Origin of the sequence: Kitasatospora sp. NPDC096077, assembly GCF_040303245.1 — a bacterium.
Lineage (GTDB): Bacteria > Actinomycetota > Actinomycetes > Streptomycetales > Streptomycetaceae > Kitasatospora.
Map to the genome: position 1 here is coordinate 76,364 of NZ_JBEOSV010000005.1, position 17,794 is coordinate 94,157.

Genomic DNA, 17,794 nt, shown 5'->3' on the forward strand with positions numbered 1-17,794 from the left:
TCGTTCGTACGGGGCCGCACACGCGTCCCCGTGAGGAAGAATGCCGCAGGTGACGGACGTAACAGACGACGGCGTCCCGGACGCCCTACCACCGTTCGCCGAACTGGTGCTCGATCTGACCGAGCGGATTCCACCCGGCCGGGTGATGACCTACGGTGATGTCGCCGAGTACCTCGGCCAGGGCGGCCCCCGGCAGGTCGGCCGGGTGATGGCCCTGTACGGCGGCTCGGTGCCCTGGTGGCGGGTGATCCGCGCGGACGGGCGCCTCCTGCCCGGGCACGAGCACCGCGCCCTCGCCCACTACGGGGACGAGGGCACCCCGCTGCGCGAACTCGCCGACCCGCCCCGGGTCGACCTCGGGCGGGCCCGCTGGGACGGGACGGAGACTTCGGCGAAACCGCCACGCGGACGGGAATGACGGGGCAGGATCGTAGGCTCGATACGGGCGGGCCCCACCGGCCCGCCCCCGCCATGCCCCCGCACCACCCAGGACCGACGTTCGTGAGTTCCCCCTACCGGCTCGTGCGCAGCCCGCTCGTCCAGCCCGACCCGCCCGCGCTGGACGCCTACCAGCGCGCCGTGGTCGAGCACACCGGCGGCCCGCTGCTCGTCCTGGCCGGCCCGGGCACGGGCAAGACCACCACCCTCGTCGAGGCCGTCGCCCGGCGGATCCAGGACGGCACCGACCCCGAGCGGATCCTCGTCCTCACCTTCAGCCGCAAGGCCGCCATGGAACTGCGCGACCGGATGTCCGGCCGGCTCGGCAGCTCCGCCGCCGCCCCCCAGGCCACCACCTTCCACTCCTTCTGCTACGCCCTGCTGCGCGCCCACCAGGACCCGGAGGACTACGCCGAACCGCTGCGGCTGCTCTCCGGCCCCGAACAGGACGTGATGGTCCGCGAACTGCTGGCCGGCGGCGCCGAGGACGCCCGCGACGGCCGCGGCCGGATCGCCTGGCCGCTCGACCTGCGGGCCTGCCTGACCACCCGCGGCTTCGCCGACGAAGTCCGCGCCGTCCTCGCCCGCAGCCGCGAACTCGGCCTCGGCGAGGCCGAACTCGAACGCTTCGCCCAGGGCGTCCAGCGCCCCGACTGGGCCGCCGCCGCGCACTTCCTCGCCGACTACCTCGACGTGCTCGACCTGCGCGGCGTCCTCGACTACGCCGAACTCGTCCACCGCGCCGTCCTGCTCGCCGAACGCCCCGGCACCGGCGACGAACTGCGCCGGCGCTACGACGTCGTCTACGTCGACGAGTACCAGGACACCGACCCCTCCCAGGTCCGGCTGCTGCGCCAACTCGCCGGCGGCGGAGGCGACCTGGTCGCCGTCGGCGACCCCGACCAGTCGATCTACGCCTTCCGCGGCGCCGACATCAACGGCATCCTCGACTTCCCGCAGACCTTCCGCCACCCCGACGGCACCCCCGCCGAGGTCAAGGTGCTGCGGGTCTCCCGCCGCTCCGGCGCCGTCCTGCTCGCCGCCTCCCGGGAACTCGCCCGCCGGATGCCGATGGGCCGGCTGCCCGCCGACAAACTCGCCCAGCACCGCGCCCTGCTGCCCTCCCGCGAGGGCGGCCGGGCCGAGGTCTACACCTACCCCACCCCCGGCGCCGAACTCGACTCGATCGCCGACCTGCTGCGCCGCGCCCACCTGGAGGACGGCGTGCCCTGGGGCGAGATGGCCGTGCTGGTGCGGGCCGGCGCCCGCTCCATCCCCGGCGTGCGACGGGCCCTCGGCGCGGCCGGCGTCCCGCTGGAGATCGACGGCGACGACCTGCCGCTGCGCGAGGAACCCGCCGTCGCCCAGCTGCTGCTCGCCCTGCGGGCCTGCGCCGAGCAGGCCGCCCGCGACAAGCGCGACGACCAGGACGACCAAGACGGGCAGGACGGCCAGGACGCCGCCGGCCCGCCCCCCGCCGAACCCCTGACCGTCGAACTGGCCCACGCCCTGCTCACCGGCCCGCTCGGCGGCCTCGACGGCTCCGACCTGCGCCGCCTGGGCCGCGCCCTGCGCGAGGAGGAACGCGCCGCGCTGCGCACCGCCGCGGGCCCCGCCGCCGCCCCGCGCCCGGCCGGCGAACTCATCCGCGAAGCCCTCGCCGAACCCGAACGCCTGATCGCCCTCGACCCGGCCACCGCCCGCCGCGCCCGCGACCTCGGCACCCTGCTGCGCAAGGTCCGCGAACTGCTGGCCGGCGGCTGCACCGCCGAGGACGCCCTGTGGGAGCTCTGGGACGGCAGCCGCCGCTGGCGCGAACGCCTGGAGCGGGCCGCCCTGCGCGGCGGCGCCGCCGGCCGCAACGCCGACCGCGACCTGGACGCGCTGTGCGCCCTGTTCGAGACCGCCGCCCGCGCCGAGGAACAGGTCACCGGCCACCGCAGCGCCCTCGACCTGCTCGCCGAACTCGAAGCCCAGGACATCGCCGCCGACACCCTCACCGTGCGCACCGTCCGCCCTGAGGCCGTCCGGCTGATGACCGCCCACCGCTCCAAGGGCCTGGAGTGGCGCCTGGTCGTCGTCGGCGGCGTCCAGGACGGCCTCTGGCCCGACCTGCGCCGCCGCGGCTCGCTGCTGGAGGCCGACCGGATCGGCCGCGACGGCCTCGCCGAACCGCTCTCCCCGGCCGCCCTGCTCGGCGAGGAGCGCCGGCTCTTCTACGTCGCCGCCACCCGCGCCAAGGAACGGCTGATCGTCACCGCCGTCAAGGCGCCCGCCGACGACGGCGACGAACCCTCCCGCTTCCTGCGCGAGCTCTACCGCGAGGACGTCGACCCCAGGACCGGCCGCGTCGTGCGCCGCACCCCGCCGGTCACCGTCGAGGACGTCACCCACCGCCCGCGCCGCCCGCTGTCGGTCGCCGCCCTGGTCGCCGAACTGCGCGCCGTCACCGTCGACCCCGCCCGCTCGCCCGAACTGCGCCGCGCCGCCGCCGAACGCCTCGCCGTCCTGGCCACCGCCGCCGACCAGGACGGGCTGCCGCTGGTGCCCGCCGCCCACCCCGAACGCTGGTGGGGCCTGGACGACCCGACCGCCGCCCCCGAGCCGCTGCGCAGCGCCGACGCGCCCGTCCGGCTGTCCGGCAGCGGCCTGGAACAGCTGGAGAACTGCTCGCTGCAGTGGTTCCTGGACAAGGAGGTCAAGGCCCGGGCCCCCGGCACCGCCGCCCAGGGCTTCGGCAACGTGGTGCACGCCCTCGCCGACGAGGTCGGCTCCGGCCGCACCCCCGCCGACCTCGCCGTCCTGATGGCCCGCCTGGACACCGTCTGGGACGCCCTCGCCTTCGACGCCCCCTGGAAGTCCCACCAGGAGAAGACCGAGGCCCGCACCGCCCTGGAGCGCTTCCTCAACTGGCACGTCCTGGAACGCGGCCGCGACCTGGTCGCCACCGAGCACGGCTTCGACGTCACCCTCGACGTCGGCGGCGTCTCGGTGCGCATCCGCGGCTCGATGGACCGGGTCGAGAAGGACCGGGCCGGACGCGCCTACGTGGTCGACTTCAAGACCGGCAAGCAGATCCCCACCGACAAGTCGCTGCCCGAGCACAAGCAGCTCGCCGTCTACCAGCTCGCCGTCCGGGCCGGCGCCCTCAACGAGCTGCCCGGCTTCACCGAGCACCCCCCGGCCACCGGCGGCGCCGAACTCGTCCACCTGCGCGAGGCCGCCGCCAAGGCCGACCCGGACGCCCCCAAGGTGCAGCGCCAGGAACCGCCCGAGGGCGAACCGTGGATCGAGAACCTGCTCGCCGACGCGGCCGGCAAGGTCCTCGCCGAACGCTTCGTCCCGCAGACCGGCGGCGGCTGCGACCGCTGCTCCTTCCGCCGCAGCTGCTCCGCCCAGCGTGACGGGGGGCAGCTCGTGGAGTGAAGCCTGTCCGTCGCTCCGGTTACGGTTGCAGGGTGACCGCCGTGCTCAGCCATCCCGACCAGCTCAAGGAGCTGCTGGGCATCCCGTTCAACCGGGAGCAGATGGCGGCCATCGGCGCCCCCCTCGCCCCGGCCGTGATCGTGGCCGGCGCCGGCTCCGGCAAGACCACCGTGATGGCCGCCCGGGTGGTCTGGCTGGTCGGCTCCGGCGCCGTACGCCCCGAGGAGGTGCTCGGCCTCACCTTCACCAACAAGGCCGCCGGCGAACTCGCCGAACGCGTCCGCACCGCCCTGCTGAGGGCCGGCGTCGCCGACCGGGACGAGGCCGAACCGCTCGGTGAACCCGAGATCTCCACCTACCACGCCTTCGCCGGCCGCCTGCTCAAGGAACACGGCCTGCGGATCGGCATCGAACCCGACGTCCGGCTGCTCGCCGACGCCACCCGCTTCCAGCTCGCCGCCAAGGTGCTGCGCACCGCCCGCGGCCCCTTCCCCGCCCTCACCGGCACCTTCGCCAACCTGGTCGCCGACCTGACCGCCCTGGACGGCGAACTCGCCGAGCACCTGGTCGAACCCGCCACCCTGCGCGCCCACGACGAGGAACTGCTCGACACCCTCGCCGGCGTCAAGCTCACCAACGACGACCTGCGGGCCGTCCCCGCCACCGCCCGCGCCCGGCTGGAACTGCTGCGCCTGGTCGAGGACTACCGCCGCCGCAAGCGGGCCGCCGGACTGATGGACTTCGGCGACCAGATAGCCGCCGCCGCCCGCCTCGCCCAGCAGCGCCCCGAGGTCGGCGAACTGCTCCGCGGCCAGTTCCGGGTCGTCCTGCTGGACGAGTACCAGGACACCTCGGTCGCCCAGCGCCTGATGCTGGCCGGCCTGTTCGGCGCGGGCCCGGACCAGCCCGGCCCGGGCCACCCGGTCACCGCCGTCGGCGACCCCTGCCAGGCCATCTACGGCTGGCGCGGCGCCTCCGTCGCCAACCTCGACGACTTCCCCCGGCACTTCCCGAAGGCCGACGGCCGCCCCGCCGACCGCTACGCGCTCAGCGAGAACCGCCGCAGCGGCGGCCGGCTGCTCGCCTTCGCCAACGAGCTCGCCGCCCCGCTGCGCGCCGTGCACGAGGGCGTCGAGGCGCTGCGCCCGGCCCCCGGCGCCGAACTCGACGGCTTCGTGCGGGCCGCGCTGCTGCCCACCCACGCCGAGGAGGTCGACTGGCTCGCCGACTCGATCGCCCACCTGGTGCGCACCGGCACCGCGCCCGGCCGGATCGCCGTCCTGTGCCGGGGCGGCGCGGCCTTCCCGGACATCCACGCCGCGCTGGTCGCCCGCGAGGTGCCGGTCGAGGTGGTCGGCCTCGGCGGGCTGCTGCAACTGCCCGAGGTGGCCGACCTGGTGGCGGTCTGCGAGGTGCTCCAGGACCCGACCGCCAACGCCGCCCTGGTGCGGCTGCTGATCGGCCCGCGCTGGCGGATCGGCCCGCGCGACCTCGCCCTGCTCGGCCGCCGCGCCGCCGAACTGGTGCGCACCGAACGGCCCGAGGGCGTGGAGGCGCTGGCCGCGGCCGTCGCCGAGGCCGACCCCACCGAGGTGGTCTCGCTGGCCGACGCGCTGGAGACCTTCCTCGACTCCGAGAAGAGCGACGACGACCTGCCGTTCTCCGCCGAGGCCCGGGTGCGCTTCGCCCGGCTCGCCGCCGAACTGCGCGACCTGCGCCGCTCGCTCGCCGACCCGCTGATGGACGTGCTGCACCGGGTGCTCACCGTCACCGGCCTGGAGGTCGAACTCGCCGCCTCCCCGCAGGCGCTGGCCGCCCGCCGGCGGGAGACCCTGCACGCCTTCCTGGACGTCGCCGCCTCCTTCGCCGATCTGGACGGCGACCCGGGCCTGGCCGCCTTCCTCGGCTTCCTGCGCGCCGCCCAGGAGTACGAGCGCGGCCTGGACAGCAGCCTGCCCGGCGGCGAGGACACCGTGAAGGTGCTCACCGCCCACAAGTCCAAGGGCCTGGAGTGGGACGTGGTGGCCGTCCCCGGTCTGGTCAAGGGCGCCTTCCCGTCCGGCACCGCGCGCGAACGCTGGACCAGCACCAAGCGGGTGCTCCCGCACGCGCTGCGCGGTGACGCCGCCACCCTGCCCGACGTGCGCGGCGGCTGGAACGCCAAGTCCATGGCCGCGTTCCGCAAGGAGCTGGCCGAGCACTCCGGCACCGAGGAACTGCGGCTCGGCTACGTCGCGTTCACCCGCCCCCGGTCGCTGCTGCTGGCCTCCGGGCACTGGTGGGGACCGAGCCAGAAGAGCGTCCGCGGCCCGTCCGTCTTCCTGGAGCAGCTGCGCGCCCACTGCGAGCAGCCCGGCGCCGGCGAGGTCGAGCACTGGGCCGGGCGGCCGGAGCAGGGCGCCGAGAACCCGGCGCTGGCCGCCGCCGTCGAACGCCCCTGGCCGCTGCCGCTGGACCCGGCCGCCCAGCACGCCCGCCGACGGGTCGCCGAGGTGGTGCGCGCCCGCCTGGCCGGATCGCCCGCCCCCGAACCGGAGCCGATGGCCGCCGAGGACCAGCGCCAGGTCGCCTCCTGGGACCGCGACCTGACCGCGCTGCTCGGCGAGTTGGAGCGCTCCCGGCGCACCGCCCGCGAGGTGCCGCTGCCGCCCGCGCTGTCCGCCACCCAACTGCTGCGGCTGGCCGCCGATCCGGACGGCTTCGCGCACGACCTGGCCCGCCCGATGCCGCGCCCCCCGCAGCCCGCCGCCCGGCGCGGCACCCGCTTCCACGCCTGGGTGCAGTCCCGGATCGAGCCGCTGCTGCTGATCGAACCCGGCGCGCTGCCCGGCGCCGACGACGACGGCATCGAGGACGAGCAGGACCTGGAACGGCTCAAGGAGGCGTTCCTGCGCACCCCGTACGCCCACCGCCGGCCGCACCGGGTCGAGGCGCCGTTCCAACTGGTGCTCGCGGGGCGGGTGGTGCGCGGCCGGATCGACGCGGTCTACCGCGAGGGTGACGGGCTGACGGAATCCGGTGGTGCGTCACGCTACGAAGTGGTGGACTGGAAGACCCATCGGGAGGAGACCGCCGACCCGTTGCAGCTCGCGGTCTACCGGCTGGCCTGGGCCGAGCAGGCGGGCGTTGATCCCGAGCAGGTCACGGCGTCGTTCCTGTACGTCCGCAGCGGACGGATCGTGCGTCCGGCAGGACTTCCCGGCCGAAAAGAGTTGGAACGGCTCCTGATCGGGAACAGTGACTAATGAGTCACCCAGAGCACCCAAGTCATCGCGCCGACGCCCGAAACCTGTGCGTCGTGCACGTTTCGCGCCTATTGTGGGGTCGGTAACCGGTCAACCCCCGTGCTCCGGCCGCCAGCGAGGCCCGCATTCCCTAACCCTCAGTCATCGCCGCAGGTGCCCACGGCACCGGCGTCTTCTGCTGGAGAGACCGACGTTGAGCGCGACCGGATGGATCAGAGAGCGGTTCACCGGGCCGACCCCGGGACGACCCGCTCCGGGCACGACCGGCACCTGGCCGAGGACGGCGCTCGCGCTGCCCTTCATCGGCATGGCGCTGATCGTCGCCCTCGACTTCCTCAGCGGCACCGAGGTGACGGTCGAACCCGCCCTCACCGCCGTACCCGCGCTGGCCGCCGTGGTCAGCCACCGCACCTGGTACCCGCTCGCCATCGGCCTGTGCACCGAGGCGGCGGCCTTCCTGATGGCCTTCCGCAGCGATTCCCTCGGCGAGTCCGTGCACGCCGCCAGCGTGATCGCGATCCTGCTGGTCGCCACGATCGGCTGGGTCAGCGCCACCCTGCGGCTGCGTCAGGAACGCGCCCTGGCCGACGCCCAACTGGTCGCCTCGATCGCCCGCCGGGTGCTGCTGCGGCCCGTCCCCGAACGGGTCGGCAGCGTGCGCGCCGCCGTCCACTACGAGGCCGCCGCCGCCCATGCCCGGATCGGCGGCGACCTGTACGAGGTCGTCAACACCCGGCACGGCGTCCGGGCCGTGGTCGGCGACGTGCGCGGCAAGGGCCTCGGCGCGGTCGAGACCGCCGCCGCCGTGCTCGGCGCCTTCCGCGAGGCCGCCCACCAGGAACCCGCCCTCGACCGGGTGGCCGGCTGGCTGGCCGTCAGCCTCGACCGCGCCCTGCACGAGAACGAGCACCCGGGCGTGGAGGAGGAGTTCGTCACCCTCGTGCTGATCGGCGTCGGGCCGGACGGCACCGCCGAACTCGTCAACTGCGGCCACCCGGCGCCGCTGCTGCTCCGCGGCGGCGCCGTCCACCCGCTCGAACTCGCCGAGACCGTACCGCCGTTGGGCGTCCTCGACCCGGCCGACGTACGCCCCCCGGTGCACCGGGTGCCGCTGCACGGCGGCGACCGGATCCTGCTGTTCACCGACGGGGTGATCGAGGCCCGCAACCGCTCCGGCGCCTTCTACCCGCTCGCCGAACGCTTCCCGTGCTGCGCCGACGGCCGCCCCGCGGACGTCCTCCAGCGCCTGCACGAGGACGTGGTGCGCCATGTCGGCCGCCAACTCGGCGACGACGCGGCGATGCTGCTCCTGCAGTACGACCCGACCCCGCCCGCCATCGCCCATCTGCCCCAGCAGGCCGGTGTCCTGACGAACCGCTAGCCGCTGAGACCGGTCGGCGTCACAGCGACACCCGGACCAGCAGCGGCCGGTGGTCCGACACCCCGGCGTGCGGCGCCGCCGCCGGGCCCACCGCCGCGCGCGGCACCCCCACCGCCAGCACGTGGTCGAACTGCACCGCCGGCCGGTGCGCGGGGTAGGTCGGCGTCCGCGCCAGGTCGTACCAGCCCTGCAGCCGGGCCCGCGGCTCGCGCACCCGCCGCCGGCGCGGCTCCGCCAGCACCGGCCGGGCCCGCCGGGCCGCCCGCAGCTCCCGCACCCGCGCCCGCGGCGCGGTGCGCTCCAGCGCCGTCGCCCCGCCCAGCACCGTGCGCGGCACCGCGCCGATCAGGTTGAAGTCCCCCAGCACCAGGTAGGGCTGCGGCAGGTCGGCGATCCAGCGCCGGATCCCGGCCAGCTGCGCCATGTTCCAGCCCGGCACGAAGGACAGGTGCGCGGCCACCACGGTGAACGGCCCGCGCTCGCCCTCCAGCACCGCCGCCAGCGCCGCCCGCGGCTCGTCCGGCACCGGGGTCAGCCCGCGCCGCCCGGCCACCCGCAGCGGCAGCCCGAACGGCGCCGGGGCGAACCGCCGGGCCCGCCAGTGCCGCACCGGCAGCCGGGTCAGCAGCGCCGTCCCGTACGAGGGCGGGGCGTCGTCGCCCACCTCGCCCGGCCCGTACACCCGCAGCCCGCTCGGCCCGGACGGCTCCGGCACCCAGCCGGCCACCGGCGCGGGGCGCCCGTGCAGCGCGGCGGCGAAGCGCCAGTCGGTCGCGCCCATCGCCGCGGCCGCCACCGCCGCCTGGTCGGTGCCGCCCGAGCGCGGCTGGTGCCGGTCCACCTCCTGGAGGGCCAGCACGTCGGCGTCCAGCGCGGCCACCGCCTGCGCCAACGGCGCGCCCGGGTCCGCCGGGTAGGGCCGCGGTGCCCCGTCCGGGCCGAGCGGCTGACCGTGCAACAGATTGAAGGTGGCGATGCGCAGCTGGCTCACACCGCACGACGGTACCGGAGGACGCGCGGCTTGAGGCCGTCGGGCATACCGGGTATACATACTGAGTATGTCCATCCGCCACGGTCTGCTCGCCCTGCTCGACCAGGGCCCCCGCTACGGCTACCAGCTGCGCACCGAGTTCGAGGCGCGCACCGGCGCCACCTGGCCGCTCAACGTCGGGCAGGTCTACACCACCCTGTCCCGACTGGAGCGCGACGGCCTGGTCGAGCCCGCCGGTGAGGACGAGGAGGGCCACCAGTTCTACGCCGCCACCGACGCCGGCCGCAGCGAACTGCGGTCCTGGTTCGACACCCCGGTGCCCCGGACCAACCCCCCGCGCGACGAACTGGCGATCAAACTCGCCATGGCGGTGACCGTCCCCGGGGTCGACGTCTCCGCCGTCGTCCAGGGCCAGCGCCGGCACAGCATCAAGGCCCTCCAGGACTACACCCGGCTCAAGGGCCGCGCCCTGGCCGGCGAGACCAGACCCGGCACGGTGCCCTCCGAGAGCAACGAACTCGCCTGGCTGCTCGTCCTCGACCAGCTGATCTTCCAGACCGAGGCCGAGATCCGCTGGCTCGACCACTGCGAGACCCGGCTCGCCCAACAGGCCGAACTCCAGCAGGCCCGCGCCGCCGAGGCCGCCCGCGACGGCGCCGCGAAACCCAAGCGGCTCGGCCGCCGCAGCAACGCCTGACCCGCACCCCGCAGGCCCGGCAGGGCACCGCGGGACCCGCACCCGGCCGCCACCGGCCGCGCTCGGACCCACACCGGCCGCCATCGGCCACCCGAACCGCCCGCCGCCGCGACCGCGCCACCGCACCCGGTCGGCCCCGCGGCGCCGCACCCGTACCCAGCACTGAGGGGGGAACCGTGTCCCACACCCAACAGCCCCGGCAGACACCCGTGTTGCACCTGGAGAACGTCACCCGCGTCCACGGCCAGGGGGCCGCCGAGGTCCAGGCCCTGCGCGGCGTCGACCTCAAGGTCCACCCCGGCGAGTTCGTCGCCGTCATGGGCCCGTCCGGCTCCGGCAAGTCGACCCTGCTCACCCTCGCCGGCGGCCTCGACACCCCGACCACCGGACAGGTCCTGGTCGAGGGCGTCGCCATCGGCGGACTCGCCCGCAAGAAGCTCGCCCAGGTCCGCCGCCGCTCCGTCGGCTACGTCTTCCAGGACTACAACCTGATCCCGGCCCTCACCGCCGCCGAGAACATCTCGCTGCCGCGCGAACTCGACGGCCTGTCCGCCCGCGCCGCCCGCCGCGAAGCCCTCGCCGCCCTGGAGGAACTCGGCATCCCCGAGCTCGCCGACCGCTTCCCCGACGACATGTCCGGCGGCCAGCAGCAGCGCGTCGCCATCGCCCGCGCCCTGATCGGCGACCGCCGCCTCGTCCTCGCGGACGAACCCACCGGCGCCCTCGACTCCACCACCGGCGAGGCCGTCCTCGCCGTGCTGCGCGCCCGCTGCGACGCCGGCGCCGCCGCGATGATGGTCACCCACGAGGCCCGGCACGCCGCCTGGGCCGACCGCGTGGTGTTCCTGCGCGACGGCCGGATGGTCGACGAGTCCGTCAGCCAGGACGCCGCCAGCCTGCTCGTCACCGCCGCCACCAACAGCGCGAAGGTGGACGAGTGAAGCTCAGCGCCTGGCGGGTCGCCCTGCGCATCGCCCGCCGTGACGCCCTGCGTGCCAAGGGCCGCAGCGCCCTGGTGATCGCCATGGTCGCCCTGCCCGTCCTCGGCGTCACCGGCGCCGACGTGTTCTACCGCAGCTCCACCCTCGAACCCGCCGAACGCGTCGTGCGGATCATGGGCCGGGCCGACGCCGAGATCGACCTGAACGAACGCGGCTCCACCGTCAAGCAGGCCCCCAACCCCGACGACGGCACCCTCACCGACAACCCCAAGTACACGGCCAAGGACGGCGCCGCCCCCGTCTACAACCCCGCCCAGCAGCGCTCCCTCGACACCGAACCGCTCAAGCTGGTCCAAGAGCTGCTCCCGCCCGGCGCCACGCTGATACCCGAACACACCGGTCCCAGCACCGCCGCCAGCAGCACCGAGGGACTGCTCACCACCCAGACCAGCGAAGCCGACCTGACCGACCCGATCTGGAACGGCCGGGTCGACCTGGTCCAGGGCCGCGCCCCCGCCGACGACCACGAGGTCGCCGTCACCCGCGAGTTCCTCAACCGCTCCGGCCTCAAGGTCGGCGACCGCACCACCGTGCGCGGACTGGAATCCACCCCCTTCACCATCACCGGCGCCGTCGAGCACCCCGGCGACCTCAAGAGCACCGAACTCATCGCCCGCCCCGGCGCCCTGGTCGCACCACTCGCCGCCGGCCAGGGCCGCAACCCGGCCGCCGACCCCGGCCAGGGCGAGGGCCGCACCACCGCCGCCAACCAGGGCCGCAACCCCGCCGCGACCCCCGACACCGCCACCCGCTGGCTGGTCAAGCTCCCCGCCGGCACCACCCTCGACTGGGCCAAGGTCACCGAGTTCAACGGCTACGGCTTCACCGTCGCCTCCCGCACCGTCCTGCTCGACCCGCCCGCCCGCGCCGACGTCCCCTACTACGTCGAAGTGGACAAGCGCTTCGGCGGCTCCGGGACCTCCTTCTTCGACCGCACCTCCGTCGTCATCCTCGCCACCGTCGCCGGCATGGCCCTGCTGGAGATCGTGCTCCTCGCGGGCCCCGCCTTCGCCGTCGGGGCCCGGCGCTCCCGGCGGCAGCTCGGCCTGCTCGCCGCGGCCGGCGGTGACCGCGGCAACGTCCGCGCGGTCGTCCTCGGCGGCGGCATCGTCCTCGGCGTCACCGGCGCCGCCATCGGACTGGCCCTCGGCGTCGCCCTGGTCGCCCTGCTGCGCACCCAGGCCGAGGACTACGCCGGCCAGCGCTTCGGCCACTTCAACCTGCAGCCCCTCGACCTGCTCGGCGTGCTCCTGGTCGGCCTGGTCACCGGACTGCTCGCCGCCGTCGTCCCCGCCGTCCAGGCCTCCCGCCAGGACGTCGTCTCCGCGCTCACCGGCCGCGACTCGCTCAAGCCCCCGAGCCGCAAGCTCGCCCTGCTCGGCCTGCTGATGCTCGCCGGAGGCACCGCCCTCGCCCTGCTCGGCGCCACCAGCGGCTTCGCCAGCCGCAGCCTCGCCGTCCTCGGCGGCTCCGCCGTCGCCGAACTCGGCATGGTCGCCCTCACCCCGTACCTGGTCGGCCTGTTCGGCAAGCTCGGCCGCTGGCTCTCGCTCGGCCCCCGGCTCGCCCTGCGCGACTCCGTCCGCCACCGCGGCCGCACCGCACCCGCCGTCGCCGCCGTGATGGCCGCCGTCGCCGGCTCCGTCGCGGTCAGCATCTACCTGGCCAGCTACGACGACCAGCAGCGCCGCGAGTACGTCGCCTCCGGCCCCGCCGGAGCCGTCATGCTCGGCGGCTGGATGTCCGACACCGACAGCAAGCTGCTGCCCCAGCTGCGCGACACCGTCGAACGCACCATGCCGAACATCGGCCCGCGCGCCGACGTCTCCCGGGTCACCTACAAGGGCGACTGCTCCGGCGGGGCGCCCTGCGGCTTCGTCCAGATCGAACTCCCCAAGGAACTGCGCTGCCCCGCCTTCGACGGCGACCCGGCGCGCTCCGAGGAGGAGATCACCCGGATGATGAAGGCCGACCAGCGCTGCCAGACCCACTCGCGCGGGGGCAACCACTTCAGCTCCCTCACGGTCGGCGACGCCACCCTGCTGCACAACCTGTTCGGCGTCACCGACCCGGCCATCGGCCAGGCCCTCGCCGCGGGCAAGGCCGTCGTCTTCGACCCCCGCTACATCAAGGACGGCAAGGTCATCGTCGAGACCGACGACCCGGTCGACTACAACGCGCCCAGCGCCACCAGGCCCAAGCAGGTGCGCACCGAGCACGCCGTCGACGCCGTCCTCGCGTCCGCCACCGTCCCGGCCTCCGGCCAGGCCGTGCTCAGCCCGGACACCGCCACCCGGCTCGGCCTGGGCACCCGCCCGGCCGGCTCGGTCTGGCTGCCCGAGAGCGCGCCCACCGACGGCGCCGAGCAGAAGACCAACGGCGCGCTGTCCAAGGTCAGCGAGCAGGTCCGGTTCACGGTCGAGCGCGGCTACCAGTCCCGGGCCGGCCTGATCGGCCTCGGCCTGTCCGGCTTCGCCGCCCTGGTCGCCCTCGGCGCCGCCGGCATCGCCACCGGACTGGCCGCCGCCGACTCCCAGCGCGACCTGACCACCCTCGCCGCGGTCGGCGCCGAACCGCGCATCCGGCGCTCGCTCTCCGGCTTCCAGTGCGGGGTGATCGCCGCCATGGGGACCGTGCTCGGCGCCGTCTGCGGCGTCCTGCCGGCGGTGGCCCTGCGCAAGGTCCAGGGCCAGGCGGCCAGCTTCCCCGGGATGTCCCCGGAGGAGATCGCCGTGAAGTCGTCCGTGGTCTTCCCCTGGCCCACCGTCGCCGCCACCGTCGTGGTGCTGCCGCTGATCGCGGCGGGCCTGGCCGCGCTGCTCACCCGCTCGCGGATCTCGCTGCTGCGCCGTACCGGCTGAGCCGCACCGGCACCCCCGGCACCCCCGCCCGCCGTTCCGCGGTGGCGGGGGTGCCGGCCGTCGGCTGGCGGTGGCGGTGGCGGGACGCGGGACGTTGCCGGAGGTCGGCGGGGGTGGCGGAGGTCCGCGGGGGTGATGGAGGTTACAGCCCCGACCGCGCCCGGCAAGCGGACGGCCGGGGCGGGCACCCGCACGGGCGAACTACAGTCGTCGGTATGACGAGAACCCCGGACAGCGCCGTCCGCTCCTTCATCGGCCGCCACCAGGCCGCCTTCCTCGCCGACCTGGGCGAATGGCTGGCCATCCCGTCGGTCTCCGCCGACCCGGAGCGGGCCGGCGACGTGCGCCGCTCCGCCGACTGGCTGGCCGCCAAGCTGCGCGACACCGGCTTCCCGGTGGCCGAGGTGTGGGAGACCGACGGGCTGCCGGCGGTGTTCGCCGAGTGGCCGTCCGGGGACCCGTCCGCGCCGACCGTCCTCGTCTACGGGCACCACGACGTGCAGCCCGCCGCCAAGGAGGACGGCTGGGACACCGAGCCGTTCACCCCCACCGTGGTCGACGGCCGGCTGTACGCGCGCGGCGCGGCCGACGACAAGGGCCAGGTGTTCTTCCACACCCTCGGCGTGCGCGCCCACCTGGACGCCACCGGCCGCACCGCGCCGGCCGTCAACCTCAAGCTGCTGGTCGAGGGCGAGGAGGAGTCCGGCTCGCCGAACTTCGCCGACCTGGTCCGGCGCGAGGCCGCCCGACTGGCCGCCGACGTGGTCGTCATCTCCGACACCGGCATGTGGTCCGAGACCACGCCGACCGTGTGCACCGGCATGCGCGGCCTCGCCGACGCCCAGCTCGACCTGTACGGGCCGGACACCGACATCCACTCCGGCTCCTTCGGCGGCGCCGTCCCCAACCCGGCCCAGGTCGCGGCCGAGCTGGCCGCCGGCCTGCACGACGCCGACCGCCGGGTCGCCATCCCGGGCTTCTACGACGGGGTCGTGGAGCTCACCGAGCGCGAGCGCGAACTCTTCGCCGAACTGCCCTTCGATGAGGCGCAGTGGCTGCGCGTCGCCAAGTCGTACGGCACCCGCGGCGAGGCCGGGTACTCCACCCTGGAGCGGGTCTGGGCCCGGCCGACCGCCGAGGTCAACGGCATCTGGGGCGGCTACACCGGCCCCGGCGGAAAGACCATCGTGCCGTCCTCGGCCCACCTCAAGCTGTCCTTCCGGCTGGTCGCCGGGCAGGAGGTGGAGCAGGTCCGCGAGGCGGTCCGGGCCTGGATCGCCGAGCGGGTCCCCGAGGGCGTCCGGTACGAGCTGGTCTTCCCGGGGGTCACCCGGCCCTGCCTGACCCCGCTGGACCACCCGGCGCTGGAGTCCGTCGTCCGCGCGATGGGCCGGGCCTTCGAGCAGAAGATCCTCTTCACCCGCGAGGGCGGCTCCGGCCCCGCGGCCGACCTGCAGGACGTGCTCGGCGCGCCGGTGCTGTTCCTCGGCGTCTCGGTGCCCTCGGACGGCTGGCACTCGGTCAACGAGAAGGTCGAACTGGACCTGCTGGCCAAGGGCGTCGAGACCGCCGCCTACCTGTGGGGCGACCTGGCCGAGAACTTCCGGCCCGGCGCGTGAGCGGGCTTCCGAGCCCGTTCTCGCGCCCGCTTTCGCACCATGGCAGTCAGATCACTCATCCGGATGATTCACCACGTGGGGATGGAACGACGTGAGCACCGTGCCTGAGACCGAGCGTCCGCGGGCCCTGGCCCTCGCCAGGGCCGGGGTGGACCGGGCGGCCGAGCACCGGTTCGACGAGCCCTGGCTGGCGGCCGCCTGGAGCCACCCCACCACCCGGGTGCTGCCGATCGCCGGCGGCGAGGCCTTCGTGGTCGACACCGCCGAGGGCACCGAACTCGTCCTGCTGCCCTCCTTCGAGGCGCCGCAGACCGGGGACCGCTACTTCCTCGGCACCGACCAGGACGGCGTCTCCTACTTCGCGCTGGCCGGCGAGAGCCTGCCCGGCCGGCTGGACGGCGACGCCCGCCCGGCCGGACTGCGCGAGGTCGGCGCGCTGCTGTCCGACCGCGACGCCGGGCTGCTGGTGCACGCCGTCGCCCTGGAGCACTGGCACCGGCTGCACAGCTTCTGCTCGCGCTGCGGCCACCCGACCGAGAAGGCCGGCGCCGGGCACGTGCGGCGCTGCACCTCCTGCGCGGCCGAGCACTACCCGCGCACCGACCCGGCGGTGATCATGGTGATCACCGACGAGCAGGACCGCTGCCTGCTCGGCCGCCAGGCGCTCTGGCCGGAGGGCCGCTGGTCCACCCTGGCCGGCTTCGTCGAGCCGGGGGAGTCGATCGAGCAGGCGGTCGCCCGCGAGGTGCAGGAGGAGGCGGGGGTGCGGGTCGGCGAGGTCCGCTACGTCGCCAGCCAGCCCTGGCCGTTCCCGTCCAGCCTGATGCTCGGTTTCACCGGCAAGGCGGTGCCCGGCGGCACCGAGATCACCGTGGACGGCGAGGAACTGGCCGAGGCGCGCTGGTTCTCCCGCGAGGAACTGCGGGCCGGGATGGAGGCCGGCGAGATCCTGCCGCCCTCCGGCATCTCGATCGCCCGCCACCTGGTCGAACTCTGGTACGGCGAGCCGCTGCCCGCGGCGGCGCGCTGGTAATCCTGTACGAATTTCCCGGCCGATCCGGACGTTTCCCGGCCGGTTCGGGCGGCTCCGCGACATCGGGGGCGCGTGGTTTATGCCGCGCGCCCCCGAATTCCTTTCCAAGCCCTTCCCGAACCCCTCACGACCGGCTGTTCGTGGCCGGACGGGCCAGTTCTGCTAGCGCAGCGCACCCCGGAACCCCCACCGCCGACCCGCCCGGACGACATTGCCGGAAACGGCTGAAACCGTGTCACCGCGCTCGCTACATTCACTCGGGTGACAATCCCCCGGGGCACCGCCCAATCCCCCAAATACCAGCGCCTCGCCGCCGACCTGCGCCGCCGGATCGCCGAGGGCGAGTTCACCGCCGACGCCGCCCTGCCGGTCGAGAGCGAACTGGAACGCCAGTACGGCGTCGCCCGCAACACCGTCCGGCTCGCCGTCGACGTCCTGGTCAACGAAGGCCGCCTGGTCCGCCTCCAGGGCAAGGGCACCTACCTGCGCGAACACCCCGTGCTCGACCACCGCGCCTACGGGCCGACCCTGCCCCCCGCACCGCGCGACTGCCTCGCCGCACCCGCCGCCGTCTACCTCGGCGAAGCCGCCGACGCCGGACGCGAACTCAGCACCGACTTCGAGATGATGATCGTCCGGGCCCGGGTGGACATCGCCGAACGCCTCGGACTGCGCCCCGGCGAGGCCATCGTCGTCCGCCGCCAGCTGCGCCTGCTCGACCGGGAGCCGTACTCCATCGAGGAGAGCCACTACCGGGCCGGACTCGCCGCCGGCACCCCGCTGATGGAACCCGACCCCGTCGACGGCGGCGACGAAGCCGTCCTCGCCACCCTCGGCCGCACCGAGATCGGGGCCGTCGACCACCTCGTCGCCCGGATGCCCGGCCCCGAGGAGGCCCAGTGGTTCCAGGGCGGCCCCGGCGTCCCGCTGGTGGTCCAGACCCGGGTCACCTACGACCGGCGCGGCCCCGTCCGGGTCATCGAGACCCGCTACTCCGCCGACCGCAGCCGGCTCGTCTACGGCATCGGCGACCTCGGCGCGCGCACCACCCTGCCCGCCCCCGCCACCCCCGTGGACCCCGCCCGGGCCGACGCGCCGTGAG

At 75.1% G+C, this 17,794-nt stretch carries 11 protein-coding genes; 10 read left to right on the forward strand and 1 reads right to left on the reverse strand.

Features of this window, described 5'->3' with window-relative positions:
• Positions 1 to 40 precede the first annotated feature (40 nt).
• The 4 genes from ABTZ03_RS07270 (at position 41) to ABTZ03_RS07285 (ending at position 8,490) form a co-directional block, all read left to right on the forward strand.
• A complete protein-coding gene (locus ABTZ03_RS07270; protein ID WP_400924727.1) occupies positions 41 to 418 on the forward strand; it encodes an MGMT family protein in 378 nt (125 codons plus the stop codon).
• Positions 419 to 471: 53 nt separating this feature from the next.
• Positions 472 to 3,864, forward strand: a complete 3,393-nt coding sequence (locus ABTZ03_RS07275) for an ATP-dependent helicase (RefSeq protein ID WP_350511880.1) — start codon at positions 472 to 474, stop codon at positions 3,862 to 3,864.
• Between the two features lie 32 nt (positions 3,865 to 3,896).
• Positions 3,897 to 7,109, forward strand: coding sequence for an ATP-dependent helicase (locus ABTZ03_RS07280; protein WP_350511881.1), 3,213 nt, complete (start codon positions 3,897 to 3,899; stop codon positions 7,107 to 7,109).
• Between the two features lie 193 nt (positions 7,110 to 7,302).
• Complete coding sequence (locus ABTZ03_RS07285) at positions 7,303 to 8,490, forward strand: PP2C family protein-serine/threonine phosphatase (protein ID WP_350511882.1); 1,188 nt, start codon at positions 7,303 to 7,305, stop codon at positions 8,488 to 8,490.
• A gap of 19 nt (positions 8,491 to 8,509) precedes the next feature.
• Here the strand turns inward: ABTZ03_RS07285 and ABTZ03_RS07290 are convergent, their stop codons facing one another.
• Positions 8,510 to 9,481, reverse strand: a complete 972-nt coding sequence (locus ABTZ03_RS07290; RefSeq protein ID WP_350511883.1) for an endonuclease/exonuclease/phosphatase family protein — start codon at positions 9,479 to 9,481, stop codon at positions 8,510 to 8,512.
• A 67-nt stretch (positions 9,482 to 9,548) separates the two neighbouring features.
• Between ABTZ03_RS07290 and ABTZ03_RS07295 the strand changes: the two genes are divergently transcribed.
• The 6 genes from ABTZ03_RS07295 to ABTZ03_RS07320 all read left to right on the forward strand — a co-directional run bounded on the left by ABTZ03_RS07295 (position 9,549) and on the right by ABTZ03_RS07320 (position 17,793).
• Positions 9,549 to 10,178 (forward strand): PadR family transcriptional regulator, encoded by a 630-nt coding sequence (locus ABTZ03_RS07295; protein WP_350511884.1) that lies wholly within the window; start codon positions 9,549 to 9,551, stop codon positions 10,176 to 10,178.
• 176 nt (positions 10,179 to 10,354) lie between these two features.
• A complete protein-coding gene (locus ABTZ03_RS07300) occupies positions 10,355 to 11,119 on the forward strand; it encodes an ABC transporter ATP-binding protein (protein ID WP_350511885.1) in 765 nt (254 codons plus the stop codon).
• Complete coding sequence (locus ABTZ03_RS07305) at positions 11,116 to 14,040, forward strand: FtsX-like permease family protein (protein WP_350511886.1); 2,925 nt, start codon at positions 11,116 to 11,118, stop codon at positions 14,038 to 14,040. The genes ABTZ03_RS07300 and ABTZ03_RS07305 overlap by 4 nt, the downstream gene beginning before the upstream one ends.
• Before the next feature lie 215 nt (positions 14,041 to 14,255).
• Positions 14,256 to 15,659, forward strand: coding sequence for a dipeptidase (locus tag ABTZ03_RS07310; RefSeq protein ID WP_350511887.1), 1,404 nt, complete (start codon positions 14,256 to 14,258; stop codon positions 15,657 to 15,659).
• A gap of 91 nt (positions 15,660 to 15,750) precedes the next feature.
• Positions 15,751 to 16,692: an NAD(+) diphosphatase gene (gene nudC, locus ABTZ03_RS07315; protein ID WP_350511888.1), complete on the forward strand. Its 942-nt coding sequence runs from the start codon at positions 15,751 to 15,753 to the stop codon at positions 16,690 to 16,692.
• Positions 16,693 to 16,953: 261 nt separating this feature from the next.
• Positions 16,954 to 17,793 (forward strand): GntR family transcriptional regulator, encoded by an 840-nt coding sequence (locus tag ABTZ03_RS07320; RefSeq protein WP_350511889.1) that lies wholly within the window; start codon positions 16,954 to 16,956, stop codon positions 17,791 to 17,793.
• Position 17,794: the final 1 nt, after the last annotated feature.

Bases quoted from the DNA above. Each gene is read 5' to 3' on its own strand.
- ABTZ03_RS07270 (WP_400924727.1), top strand. From the start codon at position 41: ATGCCGCAGGTGACGGACGTAACAGACGACGGCGTCCCGGACGCCCTA.
- ABTZ03_RS07275 (WP_350511880.1), top strand. From the start codon at position 472: ATGCCCCCGCACCACCCAGGACCGACGTTCGTGAGTTCCCCCTACCGG.
- ABTZ03_RS07295 (WP_350511884.1), top strand. From the start codon at position 9,549: ATGTCCATCCGCCACGGTCTGCTCGCCCTGCTCGACCAGGGCCCCCGC.
- ABTZ03_RS07310 (WP_350511887.1), top strand. From the start codon at position 14,256: ATGACGAGAACCCCGGACAGCGCCGTCCGCTCCTTCATCGGCCGCCAC.